The 25,972-nt window shown below is 43.4% G+C and carries 13 protein-coding genes; 10 read left to right on the top strand and 3 right to left on the bottom strand.

Going from position 1 to position 25,972, the window contains the following annotated elements; translation table 11 throughout:
* Positions 1–3 precede the first annotated feature (3 nt).
* Positions 4–1,416, top strand: a complete 1,413-nt coding sequence (locus tag GD631_RS00610; protein ID WP_143257979.1) for an agarase — start codon at positions 4–6, stop codon at positions 1,414–1,416.
* Between the two features lie 10 nt (positions 1,417–1,426).
* Positions 1,427–2,980 (top strand): glycoside hydrolase family protein, encoded by a 1,554-nt coding sequence (locus GD631_RS00605; RefSeq protein WP_143257668.1) that lies wholly within the window; start codon positions 1,427–1,429, stop codon positions 2,978–2,980.
* 223 nt (positions 2,981–3,203) lie between these two features.
* Here the strand turns inward: GD631_RS00605 and GD631_RS00600 are convergent, their stop codons facing one another.
* From GD631_RS00600 to GD631_RS00590, 3 genes are read right to left on the bottom strand one after another with little or no spacing between them, the layout of a single operon-like run.
* Positions 3,204–5,462 (bottom strand): glycoside hydrolase family 3 N-terminal domain-containing protein, encoded by a 2,259-nt coding sequence (locus GD631_RS00600; RefSeq protein ID WP_143257669.1) that lies wholly within the window; start codon positions 5,460–5,462, stop codon positions 3,204–3,206.
* 14 nt (positions 5,463–5,476) lie between these two features.
* A complete protein-coding gene (locus tag GD631_RS00595; RefSeq protein ID WP_143257670.1) occupies positions 5,477–7,462 on the bottom strand; it encodes a hypothetical protein in 1,986 nt (661 codons plus the stop codon).
* Between the two features lie 31 nt (positions 7,463–7,493).
* Positions 7,494–8,066: an RNA polymerase sigma factor gene (locus tag GD631_RS00590; protein ID WP_185911546.1), complete on the bottom strand. Its 573-nt coding sequence runs from the start codon at positions 8,064–8,066 to the stop codon at positions 7,494–7,496.
* A gap of 538 nt (positions 8,067–8,604) precedes the next feature.
* Here GD631_RS00590 and GD631_RS00585 point away from each other — a divergent pair.
* From GD631_RS00585 to GD631_RS00545, 8 genes are all read left to right on the top strand, one after another.
* Complete coding sequence (locus GD631_RS00585; RefSeq protein WP_143257672.1) at positions 8,605–10,824, top strand: glycoside hydrolase family 3 C-terminal domain-containing protein; 2,220 nt, start codon at positions 8,605–8,607, stop codon at positions 10,822–10,824.
* A 113-nt stretch (positions 10,825–10,937) separates the two neighbouring features.
* Positions 10,938–11,882 carry an RraA family protein gene (locus GD631_RS00580; RefSeq protein WP_143257673.1) on the top strand — a complete coding sequence of 315 codons (945 nt, stop codon included), beginning with the start codon at positions 10,938–10,940 and terminating at the stop codon, positions 11,880–11,882.
* Between the two features lie 66 nt (positions 11,883–11,948).
* On the top strand, positions 11,949–13,889 hold the full coding sequence (locus GD631_RS00575; RefSeq protein ID WP_143257674.1) for a DUF4861 family protein: 1,941 nt from the start codon (positions 11,949–11,951) through the stop codon (positions 13,887–13,889).
* Between the two features lie 10 nt (positions 13,890–13,899).
* Positions 13,900–16,044, top strand: a complete 2,145-nt coding sequence (locus tag GD631_RS00570; protein WP_143257675.1) for a heparinase II/III domain-containing protein — start codon at positions 13,900–13,902, stop codon at positions 16,042–16,044.
* A gap of 36 nt (positions 16,045–16,080) precedes the next feature.
* The gene (locus GD631_RS00565; protein WP_143257676.1) at positions 16,081–18,660 is read left to right on the top strand and encodes a glycoside hydrolase family 3 C-terminal domain-containing protein; all 2,580 of its coding nucleotides are present in this window, start codon (positions 16,081–16,083) and stop codon (positions 18,658–18,660) included.
* A 20-nt stretch (positions 18,661–18,680) separates the two neighbouring features.
* Entirely contained in the window at positions 18,681–20,864 is a 2,184-nt protein-coding gene (locus GD631_RS00560) for a GH92 family glycosyl hydrolase (protein WP_185911545.1), read from the top strand.
* 22 nt (positions 20,865–20,886) lie between these two features.
* Positions 20,887–24,462, top strand: coding sequence for a glycoside hydrolase (locus GD631_RS22030; RefSeq protein WP_211200532.1), 3,576 nt, complete (start codon positions 20,887–20,889; stop codon positions 24,460–24,462).
* Positions 24,463–24,646: 184 nt separating this feature from the next.
* Positions 24,647–25,942, top strand: a complete 1,296-nt coding sequence (locus GD631_RS00545; protein WP_143257678.1) for a polysaccharide pyruvyl transferase family protein — start codon at positions 24,647–24,649, stop codon at positions 25,940–25,942.
* Positions 25,943–25,972: the final 30 nt, after the last annotated feature.

The following is a 25,972-nucleotide window of genomic DNA, read 5'->3' as shown; positions in this document are numbered from 1 at the left end:
ATGATGAAAAATAGTATAGTTATATTGTTTTTGCTGCTGTTATCCCAGTTTGGTTATGCCCAGGGACGTACATTTAAGGTCACTGCCCGTCCGTGGGTGAAAGGACAGAAAGATCTTCCCTGGAAAGAGTATGATACTCGTACTATTGCTCAATTGGATGGGTTCAAACCTACTGGTAAAGTACATGTGAATGAGTATGGAAGTGATTTGGATGCTCCTAGGCATCAGGCTACAGGATTTTTCAGGGTAGAACACATCGGGGATCGATGGTGGATGATTGATCCCGATGGGTATCGGCATTTGCAGAAAGTGGTGGTTGGAGTACGTTTAGGTACTTCCGAACGCAATAAACAAGCAATGCTGGACAAATTCGGTACGGAGGAAAAATGGATGAAAGGAACAGCACAAATGATTCATTCGTTGGGCTTTTCCGGGGCTGGTTCTTGGAGTAATGAGGAAGCTATTGCCTCTTACAATGCCTCTCACAAGGAGGTACTGACCCGCTCAATCATTCTGAACCTGATGAGTGGATATGGGAAGAAACGTGGAGGAACTTATCAGTTGCCTGGCAATACGGGATATCCTAATCAGTGTATTTTCGTTTTTGACCCGGAATTTGAAACCTATTGCGATGAGATGGCACAAAAACTGGTCGCAAACAAAACGGATAAAAACATAATCGGTTATTTTTCGGACAATGAACTGCCGTTCGGCCCGAAGAACCTGGAGGGGTATCTGACTTTGAAGAATCCCAATGATCCGGGAAGATTGTATGCAGAATCCTGGTTGAAACAGCAAGGTATTACTTCGCAGCAAATTACGGACGAACATCGGGAAGAGTTTGCGGGGGTAGTAGCGGAACGATACTATAAAGTGGTATCGGAAGCGATTCGGAAGTATGATCCCAATCACCTTTATTTAGGTAGTCGTCTACATGGAAAACCTAAGTTTGTCCGCCAGATTGTGGAAGCGGCAGGCAGGTATTGTGATGTCGTTGCTATTAACTACTATGGTGCATGGACACCGAGTGAGAAGACCATGAAGCATTGGGGAGAATGGGCTCAGAAACCTTTCATCATCACGGAATTTTATACGAAAGGAATGGATTCCGGGCTGGCAAACACAACAGGGGCAGGTTTCACCGTTCAAACCCAGCAGGAACGTGGATATGCCTACCAGCATTTTGTTTTAGGATTATTGGAAAGTGGGAATTGCGTCGGATGGCATTGGTTCCGTTATCAGGATAATGATCCGACGGCAAAAGGGGCAGATCCTTCGAATCTGGACTCTAACAAAGGACTGGTAGATAATGAATACAATCTTTATAAACCGTTGGCTGATGCTATGAAAGAATTGAATATCAACGCTTATCGTTTGGCTGACTGGTTCGATCAACAATCAACTAATAATAAATAAAATACATACCATGAAAAAACTATTTATATTGGGAACTTTACTGTTTATAAGTTCTATTCCTATGGTGTCTTGTACGGATGATGATGATAAAGATCCTAATTTTATGCCTCCTGATATAGTGATGGGAGGGGGAGATGTAGAGTCGGAATATCCGGAAGATTTACCTGCTCCCGGAGCTTCCGTGATGTATACTCCGTCATTAAATGCCAATATGTATCGCCCTATCAGTGTTAAGTATTCCAGTGCTTATCCGCCTATATCCAGCTGGAAAACAGAGAATACACGTATTATTGCGTATATGGACGGGTATAAACCGGCTATTAAAACGTTGAAAGCGTATCAGGAGTCGGTTAATAAATACGGAAGTTCGACTACGCTTCCGAGGCAGGCGGCTACGGGAAGGTTTTATACGAAGAAAATAGACGGACGTTGGTGGTTGGTTGATCCGGAAGGTTGTCTGCATCTGGAACGTAGTGCGACTTCTTTGCGTAAGGGAACTTCCAGTCGTAATAAAACGGCCTGGAATAGCAGGTTTGGAACTGATGAGAAATGGCTGTCTACTACTCAACGTGAATTGAGTGAGATCGGCTTTCACGGTACAGGTGCCTTTTGTACAGGAACTTATTCACAGATTCAGGCTCATAATGCTTCTAATCCGAGCAGTCCGTTGACTTTGGCGCCTTCATTTGCTTTTCTAAGCCAGTTCAAGAGTGCGAAGTCTTATAATTATCCCGGAGGAAGCGATGATAACGCAGCAGGCCTTGTGTTTTATAATGGATGGGTTGAATGGTGTGATTCATATTTAGCTGGTAGCGCTTTCGCAGATTATTTGCGTGATCCTAATGTATTGGGTTTCTTTTCGGATAATGAGATCAACTTCTCTTCAAACAGTTCCCGGATTTTGGATCGTTTTCTGGCTATCAGTAACTCAAGTGATCCGGCTTATGTTGCGGCGAAGGCTTTTATGGATTCTAAAGGTACGCAAAATGTGACGGACGCCTTGAATAATGAGTTTGCCGGGATTGTAGCAGAGAAATATTATAAAGCAGTGAAAGAGGCTGTGAAGAAAGTAGATGATAAGTTGCTTTATCTGGGAACTAGATTACATGGAACTCCTAAATATATGGAAGGAGTAGTGAGAGCTGCCGGAAAATATTGTGATGTTATTTCTATCAACTATTATAGTCGTTGGAGTCCTGAACTGACAACAGCGATTGCTGATTGGGCTAATTGGGCGGACAAACCGTTTCTTGTAAGTGAGTTTTATACGAAAGGGGTGGAGGACTCTGATCTGAATAACCAGTCGGGAGCCGGATATTCTGTCCCTACACAAAACGAGAGAGCTTATGCTTATCAGCATTTTACATTAGGATTGCTTGAAGCTAAGAATTGTATCGGATGGCATTGGTTCAAATACCAGGATGATGATGGTACGGATAATTCGTCGAAACCTGCTAATAAAGGTCTTTATGATAACTCTTATCAACTCTTTCCTTATTTGTCTTTCTTTGCCCGCGAATTGAATTTTAATGCGTATGATTTGATTCAGTATTTTGATAAATAGGTGTTTGTTTCTATATAATATTTGAGAGGAAAAACAAAGTGCGAATTTTACAGGATTAGTTTTTATTAAAGCTATACTGCAAAATTCGCACTTTGTTTTTTACATGAATAATCAAAAGGGTTCACTTCAAATTTTAGCACTTCATTGGATGAATTGTTTTGTGTGACTGGACGATTGAGAGAGTATGATCAAAGGGATAGAAAGTTCATATCCCAATATATTGTTAATCAACTACTTCTATTTTTATTCTTTTATCTTTGACGATTACGTAATAGTCTCCTGACTCAATAAAACGACTGCCATTGTCATTTATATAACTGAAATCTCTTTTCGGTTCTATTTCGAAGCTGAACAAAGCTGTCTCTCCTTTCTTAAGGAAACGTTTCTCGAATTTCTTGAGCTCCTTTATCGGACGGGAGATGGAGCAATAAGGATCTGATATAAACCAATGTACGGTTTCATATCCGTCCATATCACCGGTATTAGTTACCGGAATTTCCACTGTCAGTTTGTCATTCTTGGTTATACGCATAGTGGAGGCTGACAAATTTCCATAAGAATAAGTAGTGTAACTCAGTCCATGAGTAAACTCATACAGTGGTAAAGTCGATATATCCTGATATTGTCCTTGTTCCGGACGTGCACTTTGTCGGGCATTGTAGTATATGGGGATTTGTCCGGAAGTCAATGGGAAAGTGATGCATAATTTTCCGGAAGGGTTGATGCGGCCCGAAAGAATTCCAGCCAACGGAGTACCTCCCGCAATGCCGGGTTGCCATAACTCCACGATAGCCTTACACAGTGGTTCAAGACGGCAAAGTTCTAAAGGGCGACCGTTGGAAAGAACCAATACAATTGGTTTGCCGCATTTTTGTAGTTCGGTGGTAAGTTGTTCCTGAATATGCGGTAACGCTATTGTTGAACGTGAGGCATTTTCGCCGCTCCATTCTCTCTTTTCACCTAAACAAAGTAGGACTACATCTGCCTGCGAAGCTGTCGAACAAGCAGAAGCGAAGCCGGATGTGTCTTCTCCGTCAAAATCACAACCTGCTGCATAAAGCAATTGAGAACCAAATTCTTTTTCCAGTCCTTCATAGATGCTTTCAACGTCTCCAGCACGGCCATGTCCCTTCCAAGAGCCTAGCATATTCTCTTTGTCTTTAGCCATAGGACCTATAACAGCTATCTTTTGATTTTTATTTAATGGTAATAGATTATTCTCGTTTTTCAGCAGTACGATAGATTCTTCTGCCATGCGGGCTGCTATCCGTTTGTCTTCTGTACGAAGAATTCTTTCACTCTCTTTATAGGAAGGAGTATAAGGATTTTCAAAAAGGCCTAATTGGAATTTGAGGCGTAAAATACGGGCTACGGACGCATCTATTTGTTGGAGGGTTATTTTGCCTTCTTTCACCAAATCAGACATGTGTTCTTGATAGCATCCGTCCTTCATATCCATGTCCAATCCTGCTGAAAATGCTTTTGAAGCGGCTTCTTTGCGGTTTGCCGCTACGCCTTGTGGTATCAGTTGCTCTACGGCATTCCAGTCGCTAACGACAAAACCGTCAAAGTTCCAGCGTTTTTTAAGCACTTCGGTCAACGTATAGTGATTGGCTGTAGCAGGCACTCCGTTAATATCATTGAATGCACTCATCACGGTGGCGGCTCCGGCTTTGATGCACATTTCGTAAGGTGGCAGGTAGGTGTCCCACAATGACTGGCGGGAGACATTAGTGGCTGTATAATCACGTCCGCCTTCGGACATTCCATAGCCTACAAAATGCTTTAGGCAAGCTGCTACATTAGAGGTATTGTTCAGAGACCTTCCTTGATAGCCATGCACGGCGGCAGCTCCCATTACCGCATTCGTATAAGGATCTTCTCCATATCCTTCGGCTACGCGTCCCCAGCGTCCGTCACGTGCAACATCAATCATCGGAGAAAAAGTCCAGTCTGTACCGGACATACGGGCTTCACGGGCTGACATGGCGCAAGACTGTGAAATGAGTTCTGTGTTCCAACTGCATCCTTGAGCCAAAGGTATGGGATAGATGGTACGAAAACCATGTATCACGTCGAAACCGAAAAGGATAGGTATTCCAAGACGGGTTTCATTTACAGCCCGACGTTGTAGTTCGTTGCGCAGTTTGGCGTTGTCGCTAAAATAAATATAGGAACCTACGTTGTTGGGATATTCATCCTCCTGCTTTCCGATGTTGTTCACATTATCGTTTAAACCAGTGATATACTGGCTTAGTTGCAAAATTTTCTCTTCCAGTGTCATGCGTGACAATAAGTCGGAAATACGGGTATCTATCGGAGCGTCTGCACGTTTGTAGGTCGGGGTGATTGGGTTGCCCTTCGTTTTATGGGGTGTTTTTGACTGTTTGGCGGAGGTTTCTGCAGATTGTGCTTGTCCTGCCATTGCAAAAAGCAGCAAGAGGCTGAATACCAGAGTCTTTTTTATGAATACCTTTTTCATATATTAATCAGTTTTTATAATATCATTACTAATATGCCGTCAGGGTGCATCGTTATTTTATTACCAGTTACGGAACAATCAGGACTGGCGTATATGGGAATTAACTTGGCGATTACGTTCAGATTATTCAGCGTGATGATTTCCTTCTCTTCAGACTTGTTTACGCAGATAAGCAGTTTTCCCTTGTCTGTTTCCAATGTTCTCAGCAATACATTTTCATGATGTCTGTCAAACGATAGGGCTTTGGCTGATTTCGGAAGTGTTTCATACAGATAGTCAGACAATGGTTTGAAATTGTCTGATACCCAAGCCCCCAAAGCGATATTGGAAGGAAACCAGATAACGCGTCCCTTGCCAAAAGAATGTTCCGATACAGGAGCTGTCTTATCCGCTATTTTACCTTGCCAGAGGTGGACAGGTAGTTTATGTTTGCCTGTGTTTATTGTGAATAAATCATCTTTCAAGATAAATTCCGAGATATTACTGCCAAACAGCCGTTCAAAGGTGAATCCTGTATTCATGGTATTGTGCAAGTCTTCATCAAAGAAAGCGCTCAGTCCTTCTACCAAGAGGGTACCACCACGGGAAACAAATGTTTCCAGATTCTTCTGATAGCCGGTAGGGATAGAAATCTGATTGGAGATGACAATGGAGCGTCCCGTGTAGTCGGCTTGAGAGAAATCATATTCGTTAATCTCTTTCAGGCCTACATTCAGCCCTCTTTCCGTCAGTGCCTTGAAGCAGGCAATGGAAGATTTTATCACTGCTCCATGATTGCGTCCTTGATATCGGTCACTGCTTTTTCCCATCAGATTCTCTGCCCATAAGCTTTCTTTTATATAGATGATGTCTATGCCCGATGATATAATGCGGGGATTACGGAAAATATCAGTGTAGCTGCTTACTACTTTTGCCACTTCTTTTGCGGATGTCAGTCTTTCGGAAGGCTTTCCTTGAAAGTCGATCATCGCCCATTCACCGGCTTCTATGCCTGAACTACGCGGATTAAGCATCCAAAAGATTCCACCTTTACCTTCACAACCCAGAACAATCCATAGCCATTGAGCTATTTCTTCAGAAGTGGGGCACATGGCATTACCACCGCTGTAGGTATTGTTGCCACCTTGTATTTCTGTCATGAACCACGGCATATCTCCTGCGCCGGAACGAAGAATCTCGGCAAGAGCAAGCATTGCCAAAGAGTATTGTTGACGGGTGAAATATCCAAAATGCCACGACGGGTGTGCTGACCCGCCAAGACTGGTAAGGAAATGACGCCAAGAGGGAAAGTCGTACTCTCCATAATTGGAGAAGACAGCCGCCGGATTGACATGAATGTCATGTGACGTGTCGTATTTCCTTATTTCTCCGGCTATCCAGCTCAGAAATTCGGTAGTAAATTCGTTGAGAAACTCTTTATCGCGGTTTGTCATCAGAATGGGAAATCCATTTTCTTTAAAATCCCTTATAGGATGAGTCTCGTTCCATTGCATACGTGCGCTTTGAAAAAAATCCGTTTGTGGATAATGACCATCTGTGCCCGGTTCGTTAATGATTACCCAACCACAAAGTGAGGAGAAATCTTTGTAATGTGTAACTAAAGCTTTGATATATTGAGAAAAGGCGTTTTTCTGCTCTTCATCTTTCGGAAATTTCCATCCTCCAATGTCTGTCTTTTCTGTAGCGGGGAAGAAGGTAGCATACACTTTTATACCATGTTTGTCAGCAGCCCGAAAAGCATAGTCGAAAAGTGTAAAGTCCCAATTGCCGTCAGGTTGTAACATATACGATTCAAACATTCGGATACGGCATACGGTCATGCCATTTTCACTTAGTGTTTTGAACCAGCTTTCTATCTGGGGTTGTGTCTGTCCAGGTTCAATGAATATTTGTGCGCCGAAAAACGGAACGGCATCTTTTTCCAATTGTTTATTTTTGGCATAGCCGGAAACTGACGGAAGCAAAGCTATCATTATGAGTAGAAGGTGTATTTTTGACATAGTCCCTTTTTATGATTGATACAGCGTTTTTTTATTTGTATTCGGTAGCCATCAGTTTTGGATAGTAAGCCTTCACTACGGTGGTTATTTTCTTTATGGCTATGTTCATCTGAACCTCAATAGTGCCCGGAGTGATTCCCATAATTTCGGAAACTTCTTTATGAGAGAGTTTTTGTTCGCGTACCATCAGAAAGACATTTCTGCATCGTTCCGGTAACTTATTTACAGCAAACCGATAGACTTGCATCATTTCATGTTCAGTCATTGTATCTACTACTGAATCTGCAGTCAAAGGAATATCCGCGAATGCCTCATCAATAGATATACACTGTTCGCTGTTTTTCTTTTTTAGATAATGAAATGATTCGTTTCTGCTGATCTGGTATATATAAGCATCCATATTCTCCACATTTTCCAGTAAGTGACGTTTCTCCCATACGAGACAAAATACATCCGATACCACCGATTCACAATCGTATGAATTTTGCAGGAAATAGTAGATGAAACGGTAAATCTTCAAGTAATAAAGATCGTAGAATTGCCTGAAAGCATATTGATTCCCGGAAACTACGGATGCCACGATTGCTTTGATATCAGTTTTCATATTATATAGATTAATTCGGTTTAAAAACGAGTTTTGCTTTCTGTTGCAAATGTACTGCAGAAGGAGGAGGGAGGGGTTAGCAAATCCCTGCATATAGTTATCAAAAATCAGCAATCATGTATGAAGAATCATGCATGATATATGCTGGGATGTCTTTTGGTGGGGATTGCTCGTTGATTAGTGTCTTATCACCATACTAGTGGAGTACAAATAATACCATGGCAATATTACGATTTATAAGTACTTTTCAGAAAAGTGTTTTTTATTGATTATGGCTTATAGGCATACAACGTTTTTTCCCTCTTATTTAATAGCGACAATGTTGTGTAAGATGGTAATTAAGTACTCATCTGGCACCTGGTGGAGGATTTGCGATGAAGATAGAAATGTGTAGGAATTAGATAAAAGGCAGACAAGTTGTTTCTTGTTTTTTTAAGGTTAGGATTTTAAGAAGTTGGTATTTGTATAGTGTAGATAGGGTATTAAGACTGTTTTTAGGATTATTATAGTTGTATCATTTGTAATAAAAAGAAATAGAATGTTTAAGTATATTCGTTTATCATTAACTGTGTTCTGCCTGTCATGTTCAGTTGTTCAGGCACAGAATGTCAATATTCCTGTTTATCTTGATGAAGATAAACCTATAGAGGAGAGGGTGAAAGATGCTCTGTCTAAAATGACTTTGGAAGAGAAGGTTGCTATGTGTCATGCGCAGTCCAAATTCAGTTCACCGGGTGTTCCCCGATTGGGTATTCCTGAAAACTGGATGACGGATGGTCCTCATGGTATTCGTCAGGAAGTAGCATGGGACGAATGGGTGGGTGCCGGATGGACCAATGATTCTTGTACGGCATTTCCTGCCTTGACTTGTCTGGCGGCTACATGGAATCCACAGATAGCCCGTCTTTACGGAAAGAATCTTGCGGAAGAAGCGCGTTACCGCAACAAAAACGTCTTGCTGGGACCGGGCGTAAACATCTATCGTACACCGCTCAATGGACGTAACTTTGAGTACATGGGCGAAGACCCTTATTTGGCTTCCCGTATGGTAGTACCTTATATACAAGGTGTGCAGCAGAATGGTGTGGCTGCTTGTGTGAAACATTTTGCTCTCAACAATCAGGAGATAGACCGCGATCATGTCAATGTAGAGGTAGATGACAGAGCCTTGCATGAAATCTACTTGCCGGCTTTCAAGGCGGCTGTGCAAGAGGGTAAGGTATGGGCGCTTATGGGAGCGTACAATCAGTATAAAAATGAACATTGTTGCCATAATCAATATTTGTTGAAAGAGATATTGAAGAGACAATGGGGGTTTGACGGAGTAGTCGTTTCCGACTGGGGAGGCGTACACGATACCAAGCAGGCTATAGAAAACGGACTGGATATGGAATTCGGTAGTTGGACGAACGGTCTTAATTGGGGAGCGAGCAATGCATACGACAACTATTACATGGCTATGCCCTATCTGAAAGGCTTGCGTGAAGGGAAATACAGTGTGAGCGAATTGGATGATAAAGTGCGGCGTATTCTTCGTTTAGTGTTTCGTACGACGATGAGCCGCAACAGACCATACGGCTCCTTTGCTTCTCCGGAACATGCAAAAGTTGGACAAATCATTTCCGAAGAAGGCATGGTGCTGCTCCAAAATAAGGGAGGGTTGCTTCCTGTTAAATCGAATGTGAGACGAATATTGGTAGTGGGGGAGAATGCGATAAAGCGTCTGACCATTGGCGGTGGTTCTTCTTCCTTAAAAGTGAAGAAGGAAGTATCTCCATTGGAAGGAATACGTCTGCGCGCCGGAAAGAATATCAAGGTCGATTTTGTACAAGGGTATGAATCACCTATGCAGAAAGAGCAGGACTTGAAAGGTGCGAAAGAACCGGTGAGAAAGGAAATAGATGTTGTTGCATTGCGTCGGGAAGCCGTAGAGGCAGCTAAGGATGCCGATTTGGTACTCTTTATCGGTGGACTGAACAAAAATGAATATCAGGATTGTGAGGGTGTGGATCGTGAAAGCTTGAGTTTACCATACGAACAAGATGCTTTGATTTCAGCTTTGGCGCAGGTTAATAAAAATGTAGCGGTAATTATTATCAGTGGCAATGCGGTAGCCATGCCGTGGGTGGATGAGGTTCCTGCCATCTTGGAAGCGTGGTATAGTGGCAGTTCTGCAGGCAATGCTTTAGCAAGCATCCTTTTTGGAGATACGAATCCTTCTGGAAAACTGCCGTTTACTTTCCCCGTGAGGTTAGCTGATAACTCGGCTCATGCGCTGGGAGAATATCCAGGTGACCATACTAAAGTGACATACAAGGAAGGTATCTTTGTAGGCTATCGTTGGCATGACAAGCAGAAACTGAAACCCTTGTTTTGTTTTGGACACGGTTTGAGCTATACTTCGTTCCAATACGGCAAGATCAGTATGGACAAGAAGGAAATGACAGCCGATGAAACGATAACCGTTAAAGTGCGTGTGAAAAACACAGGCTCTCGCGAAGGAAAGGAAATCGTGCAACTTTACATCAAAGATAAGAAATCGTCATTGCCTCGTCCGGAGAAAGAACTGAAAGGATTTGAAAAAGTGTCCTTGTTGACCGGTGAGGAAAAAGAAGTCACTTTTACTATTGATAAACAAGCTTTAAGCTTCTATGATGACAGAAAACAGGCATGGGTTGCCGAAGAGGGCGATTTTGAAGTTTTGATAGGAGCCTCGGCTAGTGATATCAAGGATAAGGCAGTGTTCAATTTTAAATAATTCAATTCAGGATGAAAAAAATGGTTTCCGCATAACCTTGGGTATCCTTATGAATTGGGATAAGGTGCTTGAGATTTTTTAATAGGAATAATAAATAAAAATAGAATAGAAAGATGAAACGTAGATTTGTATCATTAGCATTTATTGTTTTGTTTGTTTGTGCCGGAGCTAATGCACAACGGGTAGGGGCTTCTCCTGAATATATAAAGGCTTTGACGGCTGATTGGAAAGGAGAACGTTTTGAAGACGGTCGTCCCAAAGTGTCCGATAATCTTTTGGAAAGATTAAAGAAAGTGACCATTGAGGAAGCTTGGGCAGAATTGATTGAATTGGGCTATCATAACCAATATGAAGGTGAATGGAGTCTAATAGATGAAACGGAGTCTGATGTGATGACGGGGCGGGCAGTGACAGCACAATTCATGCCGGCTCGTCAGGATTTGGAGAATCAGGTGATAGAACAAGGCAAGAAAGAAGGAAGAAACTGGAAACAGCGCAGAACGGTATCTTGGGCGGTTACCACCTTAGTCGAAGGGGATGTCTATGTAGCTGATGCGTATAACAAGGAGTCATACGGAACGGTGGTTGGTTCTAATTTAGGCAGTGGTGTTTTTGCCAATTCAAAAAGAGGTATCATTGTGTATGGTCATGTCAGAGATATGGAAGGTTTGCGGAAAATCAAGGGATTCAACGGCTGGATAAAAGGCTCTGATCCTTCTTATATGCGTAAGACTCTGTTGACCGGCATCAATACGCCTATCCGTATCGGACATGCAACAGTATTGCCCGGAGATGCCGTATTGGCAAAGAAGCATGGTGTGTTGTTTATACCAGCTCATTTAGTAGAGCATATCGTATTGACAGCTGAATTTACTGCATTGACAGATGAGTTCGGTCAACAAAGAATCAGAGAACATAAATATACTGCCGGGGAGATTGACAGTGTATGGAGTGATGAGATTAATAAGGACTTTAAGAATTGGGTGATTAATTATAAGGGTGAGTTGCCGATGTCGAAGGAAGAACTGAATCGTTATTTGGAGAAACGGAACTTTTAATATCTTTGCAGTATTCAGAAGAAGCATAGCTTTTTTCTGAATACTGCGTTTCTTAATTAGAAGATTATGATAAGAATAGTATCTATATTAGCATTAATATGCTTGTCTGTGGCTTTGCAAGCTAAAGACGGTTTTCTTATATCAACTCGTCAGGTGGCTGAAAGCGTTTTGCGTAAAGGCATACAGAAATCAAATATTAAGGGTTATGAAGGAAGTTTGCTTTTACAAGGAATGAGTGAATTGGCTCTTGCTTCTTCTTCGGATAGTCTGCTGCATTGTGCCGTCGATATTATGGAACGTTTTGGAACCAGAGAAATAAAAGGTGGCGGCAGTTTTATCAGTTATGAAGCCGGTGGCAGCGGTGCGGCTCTGCTTCATTATAGAGGTGTGGCTCCTACTTTGAAGAGACAGGTGGCGGAAGCTGCTCGGAGAATGGTAGAGAAACAAAGCCGTTCCAGTGAGAACTTGTTGATACCAAGTTGGGTATCAAAAGAAAAGGATCAGGTTTTTATAGATATGGCATTTGCTGTCTCTCCTTATTTGCTTTATGCCGGATTGAGCGAAGGCAATCAGCATTATATAGATTTGGCTGTATTCGAGACATTGGAGCTTTTCCGTATTTTGGCGGACCATCACTCCGGACTTATTCATCAGGGACGTGGCTTTGTAGCCAAAGGAGAGGTTTCTCAAGACAACTGGAGCCGTGGCAATGGTTGGGGAGCACTGGCTTTGAGTGCGTTGGCAGGTGATCTTCCCAAAAGTCATCCACAGCGCAAGGAGGTGGAGATACTGACCCGGGATTTCTACTTGAACGTACTGAAATATCAGGATGAGAATGGCATGTGGCATCAGGAAATGACTGATATGGGGTCTTATGCCGAGACTTCCGGTACCGGATTGTTGCTTTATGGTATGGGAATAGCTATTCAGGCAAAAGTTCTGGATAAGAAATACATGAAACATTTTAAAAAAGGGCTTCGGGGACTTGCGGCATACATTGCAAAGGATGGTTCTGTAAGTAATGCCTGCTGGAGCTGCCTTTGTCCTAAAAGTGGAAGTAAGGAAGATTATAAGTCACATCCTACTTATTACAACGATTCTCATGCTTTTGGACCGGTGGTACTTGCTTTTGCTCAAGCATTGAAGATGGGTATCGGAGAATTATCTTTAGAAAAAGAGATGGGGTCTGCCATTACGCAGAAATTACCTAAGACATACGTCCGTTTTGTACCGGAACGCAGTGAAGACATTGCTTGGGAAAATGACCGGATCGCTTTTCGGGTATATGCACGCACGGTGAAAGATAAAGTAGGCAATGGAGTCGATGTCTGGGCAAAATCGGTTGCTCACTCTGTCATAGACAACTGGTATGCTTTAAACGCCAAAGGTTTGGATTACCATGTGGATCGTGGCGAAGGGTACGACTTCTATCACATGGGCTTTTATCGTGGATGTGGCGGTACCGGGGTATATACGGAAGGACAATTATTTGTACCAGGGCCTTATGCCAATTATCGTATCTACCGGAACGACGAGGATGGGATAGAGTTTGAATTGAGTTATTATCCTTTTCAGGCGAATGGGGTAACGGTGTATGAGAAAAAGAGAATACGGATGATAAACGGTACTAACTTTTATCAAGTGACTTCTACTTTCGAAACGGAAGACGGGAAAGACATAACCGTGGCCGTAGGTCTCACAAATATGGGAAAAGCGATAGTCAATACGAAAAAGGATACCGGGGGGCTGGCTCTGATGGAAGAAATCAGTGCGAAAGACGGGCAACTGGCTACTGCTGTATTTGCCGACCCTTCCCGGATCGTGGATTACCGGACAGTCGAAAAAGATGAAGTCGTGTTGCTTCATGCAAAGTCCGGTGAACCTTTTACCTATTATGTAGGGGCTGGATGGAGTGGCGATCCTCGTTTCTCTCCCTTCAAGAAATGGAATGAAATGCTCAACGGACAGTCTTGGGAGAGATTGAATCTTTATTATTCTGAAAAATAAACAATACATCATGAAAAACATCTATCAGTTACTAACGGCATTATTCATGCTGTATCTTTGCGTTATACCGGTGATTGCCCAAAATAATCGTACCGGTGGGCGGTTATTCCTGAATGAAACTGAATACAAATTGTTGAAGGATATTGATAAGACATCGCAGGTAGCGGAACTGTTCCAAGCTATTAAGTTGCGGGTTAACCAACGTGCATTGACTCCTAATCTGACAGACCCTTCTGCCACAACCGAATGGTGGCATCACACCTCGGAATATCTGACAGATGCCGCTTTGATATATGCCTTGGAACCATCGGATAAAGTAGGTTCATGGCTTCGGAGCAATGTTCTGAGCATCGTGCGCCGTCCTTTGGCCGATTGGGCAGGTCCCCGTTTCCGTGGTTATGGCGGTGGCGGTAATATGGTCGGAGGACTTGAAACGGCACATTTGACGTGGGGGGTAGCTATCTCTCTAGATATGGTTTCGGATTTATTTACTCTCTCTGAACAAGAGGAGATTAAGGCTGCATTGCGGGAAAAGGGGATGTTGCCATGCCGCCGTTATTTGGAACATTCGGATTTCTTTCATAACTGGAATTGTATTTTGTTTGCGGGAATGTCTGTTGCGGCAGCTGTTCTGGAAGAGAAAGAATATCTGCAATACGCAATGAATTATCTGCCTGTAGCTTTAGATCATTTTCAACCGGACGGAAGTTATGGAGAGTCCCTTCAGTATGCCAACTATGCAGCGTATGGTATTATGCTGGGGCATGAAGCATTGATCCGTTCCAATCATATAGGTAAAACGACGCTGGATCCATACGCACGATTGGTAGATTGGGCTTCTTACGCTCATTTTTATCGCAAGCCGTTGGCACGATGGCCTTTAGCCAATCTGTCACGTAGCGCAAACTTTGGAGATTGTGCGTCGATATTCAGACCCTCCGGTGATTTATTAGTTCACATATCAGCTCGTGCAAAGGATGAACTTCCCGCTCAAGCTGGCATGGCACGTTGGTTGTTTGATTCTCTTTATTTTCCGGCAAACGAACCCGTACCTCATGACTTGGCAAGTTTCGGAATGATAAATGACTTCGGCTTCCTTTCCGTTATGATGCTGGCTGACGCAGCCAAACCGATTTCTCCTGTTCAAGCCGGTTATAGCGAATTGAAAACATTCTCCGGAGGAGATGCTTTCTTGCGTGATGTGTGGGGTGGAAAAACCATTCTTGCCGCCCGGATTCCTGCGGAAGCGCGTCATGCATCCGCCCATTTGCACGGAGATGTGAACAGTTTTATGCTGGAACATAACGGAGAACGTCTTTTGGTAGACCCGGGACATACTTGCTATCGGAATATAACAAGAGCATTGGACGTAAGTGCCGCCAGTCACAATACCTGTACTTTTGAAGTACCCGGGACAGCATCTGTTCCGGCACGGGTTTTAGATCAGCGTGGCGGAATCAATCGTCCGATGAAACTGATGAATGGCAAGAAAACAGGCGAAGCTCCCGTTTCTATCGGTGGGAAAAGATTGTTGGATGCTCATAAGGGAACACTTTCTGTTCTGGCATCGGATGCGGCAGATTTGTATGGCGCGCCTTTGCAGAGTTATGCCCGTTTCATTTTGCTGTGTGGTTCTAATGCGCTGTTTGTGGTAGACCGTATTGAGTCATCCGAGCCTTTACGTACTACTTGGAACTGGCTGTTGAATAATCGGGACAGCAATTTGGATTATCAGTTCTCACGTCCTTCCAACTTTAGTGCTATCCGGGGAAATGCAGGTATCAAAATCACCAATTACGCTTCAAAGAAGTCTTTAGACGGACCGATGTATGCGCTGGTGCACGATGCTTATCATATTCTTCCCAACCAATTCAGCGAAGGAACTCCCGGTACCGGAATTATGATGCGCTTTAAAGAGACGGTTCCACAAACCAATCGTTTAGTGGTTCATACCATTACTGTTGATACGCCTAGTGCTTTGGATAGCTGGAATAGCAGACAGGAGGGGAATGCTTATACGCTCGAATCAAAAGACCGGGGTGAAAAATGGGTGTTGCAGATTGCGGAAGACGGCTCGTTGACGGTTAGTGAAACAAATTCTAAACAGAACTATAAAATAGTGCAAGACAAGAATCAGAAATGGTGTCTTAAATAAGAAAATGTAGAAACAGGCACTAAATCAATATCTATAATGAAAAGAAGATTTTTAATGCTTTGCATCAGTGCCCTTTGCGGTGCTCATGCAGTGGCCCAGTACAGCTTACCTTTTCTTGATCCAGACAAAACGGTAGAGGAACGGGCGGATCATATTGTTTCTCTTCTTACTTTAGAAGAAAAGATAGGGCAGATGATGAATAGTGCTCCCGCTATAGAACGATTGGGCATCCCTGCTTACAATTGGTGGAATGAGTGTTTACATGGAGTGGCACGTTCTCCTTATCGTGTCACTTCCTTTCCGCAAGCTATTGGTATGGCTGCCACTTGGAGTACAAGTTCCTTGCAAAAAATGGCGGAATATGCCTCCGATGAAGGACGTGCTATCTATAATGACGCATCGGCAAAGGGGAAGTCAGGCATCTATTTGGGGCTTACCTTTTGGAGCCCTAATGTGAATATATTCCGCGATCCACGTTGGGGACGGGGACAGGAGACGTACGGTGAAGACCCGTATCTTACTTCACAGCTCGGCATGGCATTTGTACAGGGGTTGCAGGGTGATGACCCTCATTATTTAAAAGCTTCTGCCTGTGCCAAACATTATGCCGTACATAGCGGACCGGAATGGAACCGCAGCACTTTTAATGCGGAAGTCTCCAATCAGGATCTTTGGGATACCTATCTGCCTGCTTTTCAAAAACTGATAGTCGATGCGAAGGTGAGTGGTGTGATGTGTGCGTATAATGCTTTCTACGGACAGCCTTGTTGTGGAAACGATGTGTTGATGATGGATATTCTGCGCAATAAATGGGGGTTCACGGGTTACGTGACTTCCGACTGTGGCGGAATCAATCACTTTTATAGAACTCATAAGACCCATCCGAACGCACAGTCTGCATCTGCAGATGCCGTGCTTCACGGAACAGATTGCGAATGTTCCAATAACGGAGCCTATCATGCGTTGAATTTGGCTGTGGCGGAAGGCTTGATTACGGAAGAACAGATTGACGCTTCTTTGAAACGTTTGTTTGAAATCCGTTTGCGCCTTGGTATGTTCGATCCGATAGACCGGAACCCTTATTCCCGTATAACGACGGATGTACTGGAAAGTACCTCTCACAAAGAACATGCTCTTGATATGGCAAGGCAATCCATTGTGTTGCTTAAAAATGACAACCAGGTACTTCCTCTTAGTAAGAAAGTGAAGAAAATAGCAGTGGTAGGACCGAATGCAGTTCATGAGAATGTGATGTTGGGAAATTATTACGGCTATCCAACCAAAGTTTGGTCCATCATGGACGGGCTGCGTGAGAAAGTGGGCGAGGAAGTAGAACTGATTTATGAACCGGGCTGCGGCTATGTGGATACGCAGGTCTTTCGTTCAGAGTTTGATCCAGACCAGTTCAGCTACAATGGTAAAAAGGGGCTGCAAGCAGAATATTTCCCGAATCCTCGTTTGGAGGGAGCGCCTGTAGCGGTACAAATGGAATCGGAGATAAACTTTCAACATGGTGACGGAGAAGCCTTCACATCCGGAATAGCTGCGAATCAGATGTCAATCCGTTATACAGCAGAGTTTCGTCCGGCAGGTTCGGGAGAGATAAGTTTGTACCTTTTAGGGGATGACGGTTATAAATTGTATGTGGATAATCAGCTTTGCATAGATTCAGAAAAAGGGCAAACTTATTATACGTTTTCTGCGACAGAGGGAAAGTCTTATAAAGTGATTATCGAATACTGGCAATATACTGACATTAGCGAATTGAAATTTGATGTAGGGCATTTGTGGGATGCCGACCCCAAAGAAACAGCTCGTGCAGTGAAAGATGCCGATGTCATTCTTTTTGCCGGAGGAATTTCTGCCAGCCTTGAAGGTGAGTCTATGAAGGTATTTGCCGAAGGCTTCAAAGGCGGAGACCGTGAAACGATTTCATTTCCCCGCGTACAGACCGCTTTGTTGAAAGAATTGGTTGCTACGGGCAAACCGGTTGTTTTTGTGATGCTTACGGGTAGTGCTGTCGCTGTGGAGTGGGAGGCGGAGAATCTGCCGGCCATCCTCAATGCATGGTATCCGGGGCAAGCGGGTGGATTGGCTATTGCCGACGTACTCTTTGGCGATTACAATCCTGCAGGTCGTTTGCCGGTGACTTTCTATAAAAGTGAAAAAGACCTTCCTGACTTTGAGGACTACAGCATGGACAACCGTACATACCGTTACTTTAAAGGGGAAGTACGCTATCCTTTCGGCTATGGATTGAGTTATAGCCAGTTTAGTTATAGCCGTCTGAAAATAGCAAAGGTGGCTGACGGATATCAGGTCAGTGCCGATGTGAAGAATGTAGGTGGAGTGGACGGTGATGAGGTGGTACAGCTTTATGTCTCGTCCGGGAAAGCATCTTTCCGTGTACCCATCCGGTCTTTAAAAGGGTTTCAACGTATTCATCTGAAAAAAGGAGAGACGAAGAATGTTTCATTCTTTTTGCCGGAGAAAGAGTTGCAGGTGATTGATAGGAGTGGTTATCCCATACCGATGAAAGGAGCTGTTCAGATTTCAGTGGGGGGTGGACAGCCGTTGCAAGGGATTTCTTATCAGATGGGGATTATAAATAGATGATTGACATTAAGATTAATATTATGAAGAACTTACTATTATGTTTTCTTTTCTTTCTTTTTTCTTTATTTGGCAGAGCCGAGGAAAAAAGTGTGGATTATGTAAACACCAGTATTGGTGCTATAGATAAGCGTGGAAGCAACTGTGTGATAGGACCACAGCTTCCGTACGGGAGCATTAATCCTTCTCCTCAAACAGAGAAAGGTGGAATGGATGGCTATCATCCGAATTATCCGATTCGTGGTTTTGGTCAATTACACGTTAGTGGAACAGGTTGGAGCTCTTATGGTCATTTTCTGGTGTCACCTCAAGTTGGATTGGATATTGACTTGAAAGGACATGATTCTCCTCATTCAAACGATGTTACCAAAGCTTATTATTATAAGACTAATTTAGACCGCTATAATATTGTTACAGAAATAGCCCCGGCACATTACAGTGCAATTTATCGTTTTACCTATCCTGCATCTGATGAATCATATCTTGTCTTTGATGCTTCGCAAAGTATTATAGGTGATATAGCCACAGAAATGAAAGGAACAGTTCTGGAAAACTCAGTGAAGTTGGATTCTGTAGCGAATAAAATTAGGATGACAATAAAGTTCAATGGTGGCTGGCCTGGAGCTCCATATTATCTGCATTTGGCCGGACAATATAATAGACCCGCAGAAGAAGTGGGTATGTGGGAAGGAGATAAAATATTGCGGGGAGAGCATGTTCTTGAAAGAGGGAAACAAAAACCCGGACAACATATTGGTGCTTTCTGCAAATTTGATACAAAGGAGAAAACTGAAATCTTGCTAAAATTAGCTATTTCATTTACCAGTTGTGATAAAGCAGAAGAACTACTGTTGAAAGAAATTCCTGATTGGGATTTTGAGAGAGTAAAAGAGTCAGGAAAGAATAGTTGGGAAAGTAAATTAAATTCGATTGATGTAGAAACATCGTCGGAAGAACAGAAGATAATATTCTATTCTGCATTATATCGTTCGTTTACTTTGGCTCGTGACCGTTCGCTTGATAATTCGAAATGGGATAGCAAGGAACCTTTCTGGGATGACAATTATGCTTTCTGGGATACCTTTAGAACAGCTTACCCGCTGTTGACTTTGATGGATGAACCGGCCATGCGTGATAATATTCTAGCTTTAATAGATCGTTTCAAGCATAATGGCTGCATTTATGACGGATTTACGGCAAGTGTAGATCGCACAGGAGAACAAGGAGGAAATGATGTAGATCACGTCATAGTAGATGCCTACCTTAAGGGTGTAAAAGGAATTGATTGGAATGAGGCATATAAGATTGTGAAATATAATGCGGATCACAGAAGATTAGGGTATTTCAAGTCCGGTGTAAAGACGGATACATATAAAAAGTACAAAGAATTGGGATGGATTCCCACTGGTATAATGAGTACCTCCCAAACGTTAGAGTTTGCGTATAATGATTATAGTGTGGCGCTTATGGCACGGGGACTTGGATATGAAGCTGATTATAAAAAATATCTCAAGCGCAGCCATAAATGGATCAATCTTTGGAATCCCCATCTTGAAAGTCACGGCTACACGGGATTCATTGATGCTAAAACAGAGGATGGAGTCTTTGCTAATATAGATGCTGTTCGCTATGGAGGTTCTTGGACATCTCCTTTTTATGAAGCTTCTTCTTGGACATATAGCTATTATGTACCTCATGATTTTGATGTGCTGATAAAATTGATGGGGGGAAAAGATAAATTTGTAGAACGTCTGGTTTATGGTTTTGAACATCGATTGATTAGATATACTAACGAACCTGGATTTCTGGCCACTCGCGCTTTTACTCATGCCGGTCGTCCTGATTTGTCATCTTATTGGGTGCATGATATTATGGCTAGAGGCTATGATTTATTAGGCTATCCGGAAAATGATGATACAGGGTCCATGGCTTCATGGTATGTGTTTTGTTCGCTTGGCTTTTTCCCGAATGCAGGTCAGGATTATTATTACTTGAATGCACCGTTGTATCCGAAGTCGGTGATAAAACTCTCATCTGGAAAGACCTTGACAATAACGGCGAATGTCTCGAAAGGTAATGTCTACATTAAATCGTGTAAGGTGAATGGAAAAGTTTGGAATAGTCCGTTTATCAAACATGATGAATTAATGAATGCGAAATCCATTGAAATGATATTGAGTGAAACGCCGACAGGCTGGGGAAAGTGACTTTATAATATAGTAGAAAGATATGAAGAAAAAGATTTTTATGTGCCTGATATGGCTATATATTTGTTCCTTGTCATTGTCTGCAAAGGTATGGGAACTTGCCGATAGCCGTTTGTCAGTGGCTTTTGATGACCGGACGGCATTGTTCTGCGTAAAGGATTTGCGGAATGGTAAACAGTGGATACAGAAAACGGAGGCTGGAAAGGTGAAAGTGAAAAGCGTGAAGCAGGAGAACGGCAGTCTTCATCTTTATTTGGAAGCAGCTTTTCCTTTCGAGGCATTCGTATCGCTTTCTGCCGATTCGGGAGTGCAGTTTGAACTGAAGGCGAAAGGAAAAACGCCGATGACCGAGTTTGATTATCCGCCGGCTTTTACTACGGAGAATAAGGATTATTATCTTCTTTATACTGACGGTGAAGGTCTGCTGCTGCCGGTGGATGACACTCGCTATCCGTTGGGCAACGGCATAACCTACTTCTGTGGCGGCGGATTGTCGATGGCATGGATGGGAATCGTGGACAGACAGTTCCGTTCCGGCTACATGGCTATTCTGGAAACGCCATACGATGCGGCTTTACGCACGATCCGGCAAGAGGATGGCTTGGTGACATTCAAGCCGGTATGGTTGTCTTCGATGGAGACATTCAGTTACAACCGCAGGATTACCTATCATTTTTTTGACCAAGGTGGTTATGTGGCTCAATGCAAGAAATATCGCGATTATATTTGGAAGAAGAACGGGGTTGTCACGCTGAAAGAGAAGCAACGGCGTTTTCCCGCGATTGAAAAGATGGTGGGTGCGCCCCATGTGTATGTGTGGGAAACCGGACGTGATATCAGCATGGCACGTGACATGAAGGAATCGGGTGTTGATAAAGCTTTATTCTTATGGGATGCCAATCATCAGCCTTATCCGGTTGTCGGATATGACACTAAATTGAAGGAACTTGGATATGCGACAGGTGGTTATGAACTTTTCTCCGATTTGCATAAAAGAGACACAACTTATTATGACTTTGATTGGAACGGTTCTGATCGTTTTCGTCATGCAGTCTATCCTGGTTTGTTCAACCGGTTGGCAGCTCGTAAGAAAGACGGAACAACTTATAGCAACAGATTTGGCACTTATGCCTGCCCCGCGGCAATGGCGGAGCAGGTGGAGAGAAAGGTTAGCCGTAAATTGAAAGATTATCCGCATGAATGTTATTTTGTGGATGTCTATCAGGCAAACGGACTATACGAATGCTACTCTAAAAAACATTCTGTGACGCGTGAAGGCTATGCTAACGCTCTCAATCGCAATTTGAAGTATCTTGAAGACCAAGGACTATATGTCGGTGGCGAGTGGGGAGCGGATTTTGCCGTGCCACATTCTGTCTATGTACATGGCATGATGACCTTGCAACGTACGTGGTTTGATTCGGAGATTGAGAAAAAAGGTACGATTTATTATTATGGAAGTTGGAAAAACAATTCTTGCCCGTCCATTATGGTGGGAACACGGACTGCTACCCCCACTTACCTAAAATATTCCATCAACGAAGCAACGCGTGTGCCTCTTTATGAATTGGTGTATCATGATGCGGTGGTTACTTCGTGGCGTTGGGAAGACGGCAACCAGCATTATCCTGAAATTTGGTGGAAAAAGGATTTGTTTAATATGCTGTATGGTTCCGCTCCTTTGTGGAATTTGAACAGGAACCGCTGGGATGAGTTCAAGGAAACATTCCGTGAAAGTTATGAGAATGTATGCCCGTGGTTACAGAAGATTGCATACGATGAACTTGTTTCGCATTCCTTTGTCACTTCCGACGGTAAGATACAGCGGTCAGAGTTCTCTTCCGGTCATAATATCGTTGTGAACTTCTCCGATTCGGATTATGACTATGAAGGCCAAACGGTGAAGAGTCGTTCCTATCTTATAAATGCTCAATCAGACAAGCAAGTTTTCACTATTCTGCACAGTGCGACAATGTCCGACATCTTGAATATTCCGATTTCTCGCGTGACCCTCGATAAGAAAATTCATTCCTATGAATATATTTCGCGCATTCCTTCACTTGAAGGTGAGGTCTGGTACGGTGCATATACGGCTAAAGCGTATTGCAATACACCTTTCAACGAGATACAGTTCCAACCTTACCCTTCGGAGTTCGCCCTGAAGGATTTGGCTCGTGATAACAACGGTAATCAAGCAGCTCCGCTTTTAGTGTCCAATAAGGGGCGATATGTTTGGAGTGACGAGCCTTTTGCTTTTGAACTGAAGCAGGGAGACCTTCTGCTTTATTCTAGTCACGAAGAGATAACTTCGGTACAGGTAGGTGGCAGTCTGCGAGATGCTTACGTGGCTGCCATGCGTAAACACTTCCCGCCAACGGGACGGACACCGGATATGCTGATGTTCAAGATGCCTCAGTACAATACATGGATAGAGTTAGGCCGTAATCAAAATCAGAAAGATATTTTGAAGTATGCTGCCGACATTATTGATAACGGTTTTCCTACTGGTGTTTTCATGGTAGATGACCAATGGGCGAAAGATTACGGTTGCCTTGAGTTTGATCCGGTCAAGTTCCCCAATCCCAAGGCAATGGTGGATGAGTTGCATGGCAAAGGTTTCAAAATCATGTTGTGGCTTACCCCCTTTATCAGCCCTGACGGTGAGGAGTTTAAGGAAATGTTATCCAAGGGTGGATTGGTGTTGGAAAAAGGAAGTCGAAGCCCGGCTATTATTAAATGGTGGAACGGGTACAGTGCTTGCCTTGACTTGACGAAAGAGGTTGCAATGAACTGGCTGCGTGGAAAACTGAAAAACCTTCAAGACAACTATGGTATAGATGGCTTCAAGTTCGATGCGGTGGATTTCGACTTTTACGTTGAAGGTTCAACTGTTTTTCCGAACAAGGAAAGTAATGCCAAGGGCTATGAACAGTCCGAAATCTATACCCGGCTGGGGACAGAATTTGCTTTTAGCGAAATGCGCGCTTCCTGGAAGAACGGAAACCAGCCGGTAGCGCAACGCTTGCAGGACAAGGGCTATTCTTGGAACGAGCTGAAACTGCTTATACCCGATATGATTTCTGCCGGACTGATCGGACATCCTTATACTTGTCCGGATATGATTGGGGGAGGTTTATTGAGTACGTTCGAGGATATTGACTACGGTACGTTCGACCAGACGCTGATGATACGTTCCGCACAAAATCAGGCATTGATGCCCATGATGCAGTTCTCCGTAGCCCCTTGGCGAGTGCTTGACCGCAAACACTTGGATATGTGCCGTGCGGCTGCTCTACTGCACTCACGCATGGGCGATTATATCTACGGACTGGCACAGGAGGCTGCCAGGAATGGGGAACCTATCGTACGCCATATGGAGTATGTCTTTCCACACGAAGGCTTTCTGTCTTGCAACGACCAATATATGTTGGGTGACAAATATTTGGTAGCTCCCATGATTGAAAAGGGAACGACCCGCACCGTAGCCTTGCCGAAGGGAAAGTGGAAGGACGAACAGGGAAAGGTATATAAAGGTGGATGTACAGTTCGAATCGAAGTTCCGCTCGGTAGACTTCCTTACTTTGAGCGTATAAATTAGAATGCTTTCGGGAGTTTTCCTTTGTTGATGATGACAGAAACAGTGTTCCTGATGGTCGTGAAAGCTTCTTGTGGGGAATTGATATTGGAAAAAACTTTTATGATAATAAAATGGGCAAATATGATAACTGTTCAGGACGGATGGCACTTACCTTTGCCCTTGTAATAATTTATATGATTATCTTATGAAACTTGGAAAAATATTTCAAAGAAACATTTTGATTGCTGTTGGAGTTGTGCTTGTCGGCATTGTCTTGGCAGTCGTATGGCCGGGTAACGGCTTAGTGAAGAACAAAAAGAACCAGGTTATTCTGCTTCGTTCGGGCTGGCAGGTAGAGAATATCGGTGACGTAGCCCATACTCCCGGCTTTTTAGCTTTGGCAGAGAAATACATCCCCGAGGCAGAACTGATTTTTTGGCCGTATTACGGACTACTTCCGGAAAGTGAAGTTGTGATGCTGAAGAAACGTTTTCCTAAACTCGCCATTGTGCAAGGCACTCTTTCCGAAGAGGGTAAGGCGTCTACGACTGAACTGTCGGAAGCCATTTCTAAAGCCGATATTTTGGTGCATAACTCCGGTCCTTCCATGCTTTCGTGGAAAGAAGCACTTTTGTTTAAGAAAATGACCGGTAAGCCTTACGGGGTGTATGGCGTGACTTACGGTCTATATGGTACTCCCGAGAATGAAGCTTTGAATAATGCGGCATTTGTTTATTTCCGCGATACGGTTTCGCTGGACCGTGCAAAGGAAGAGAATATTCATTGTCCGATTATGGAATGGGCACCAGACGCTGCGTTTGGCACGGATGTGACTGATGAAGACAAAGCACTTGCTTATCTGAAAGAGAACGGATTGGAAGATGGAAAGTATATCTGCTGTAACCCCAATCACCGGCGCACTCCGTTTTGGGAGCACACTTTCAAAAATCGTCCTTTTGATCAAGCGGTTTATAACCTTAACGAGTCGATGAAGGAACATGATCATGTCCCGATGATTGAGGCTGTCACTGAAATTGTGCGCCAGACAGATCTGAAAGTATTGATTGTTCACGAAGATGAAACAGAGCTGTCTATCGGCAAGGAGTGGATTCTGGACAAACTTCCGGAGGACGTAAAGTCGAGAGTGGTATGGAGAAGTACAAAATGGACGTTAGAGGAAGCCATTAGTATTTACAAACATTCAGTCGGACTTTTTAGTCACGAGATGCACTGTCCGATTATGTGCATAGCTAACGGTATTCCTGCCATTGTGGTGAGATGGGCGGAACAAAGTAGCAAGGGCTATATGTGGAAGACAATCGGCTTGGATTCTTGGTTGTTCGATTTCGATAACGAGGAAGATGTGAAAAGATATGTTCCGACGGTGCTTGAGATGGCAAAGAATCCGGAAGAGTCAAAGAGGATAACGGAAAAAGCCCGGAAGTTTGTAAACCAACGGCAAAAAGAAACGATGGAAGTCGTCAGGAATACGATGAAATAAGACGGGGTACTTTTAACAGTTTCCTTTTAT

This window comes from Bacteroides luhongzhouii (assembly GCF_009193295.2).
Lineage (GTDB): Bacteria > Bacteroidota > Bacteroidia > Bacteroidales > Bacteroidaceae > Bacteroides > Bacteroides luhongzhouii.
This window is presented reverse-complemented; position numbering and strand designations above follow the sequence as displayed.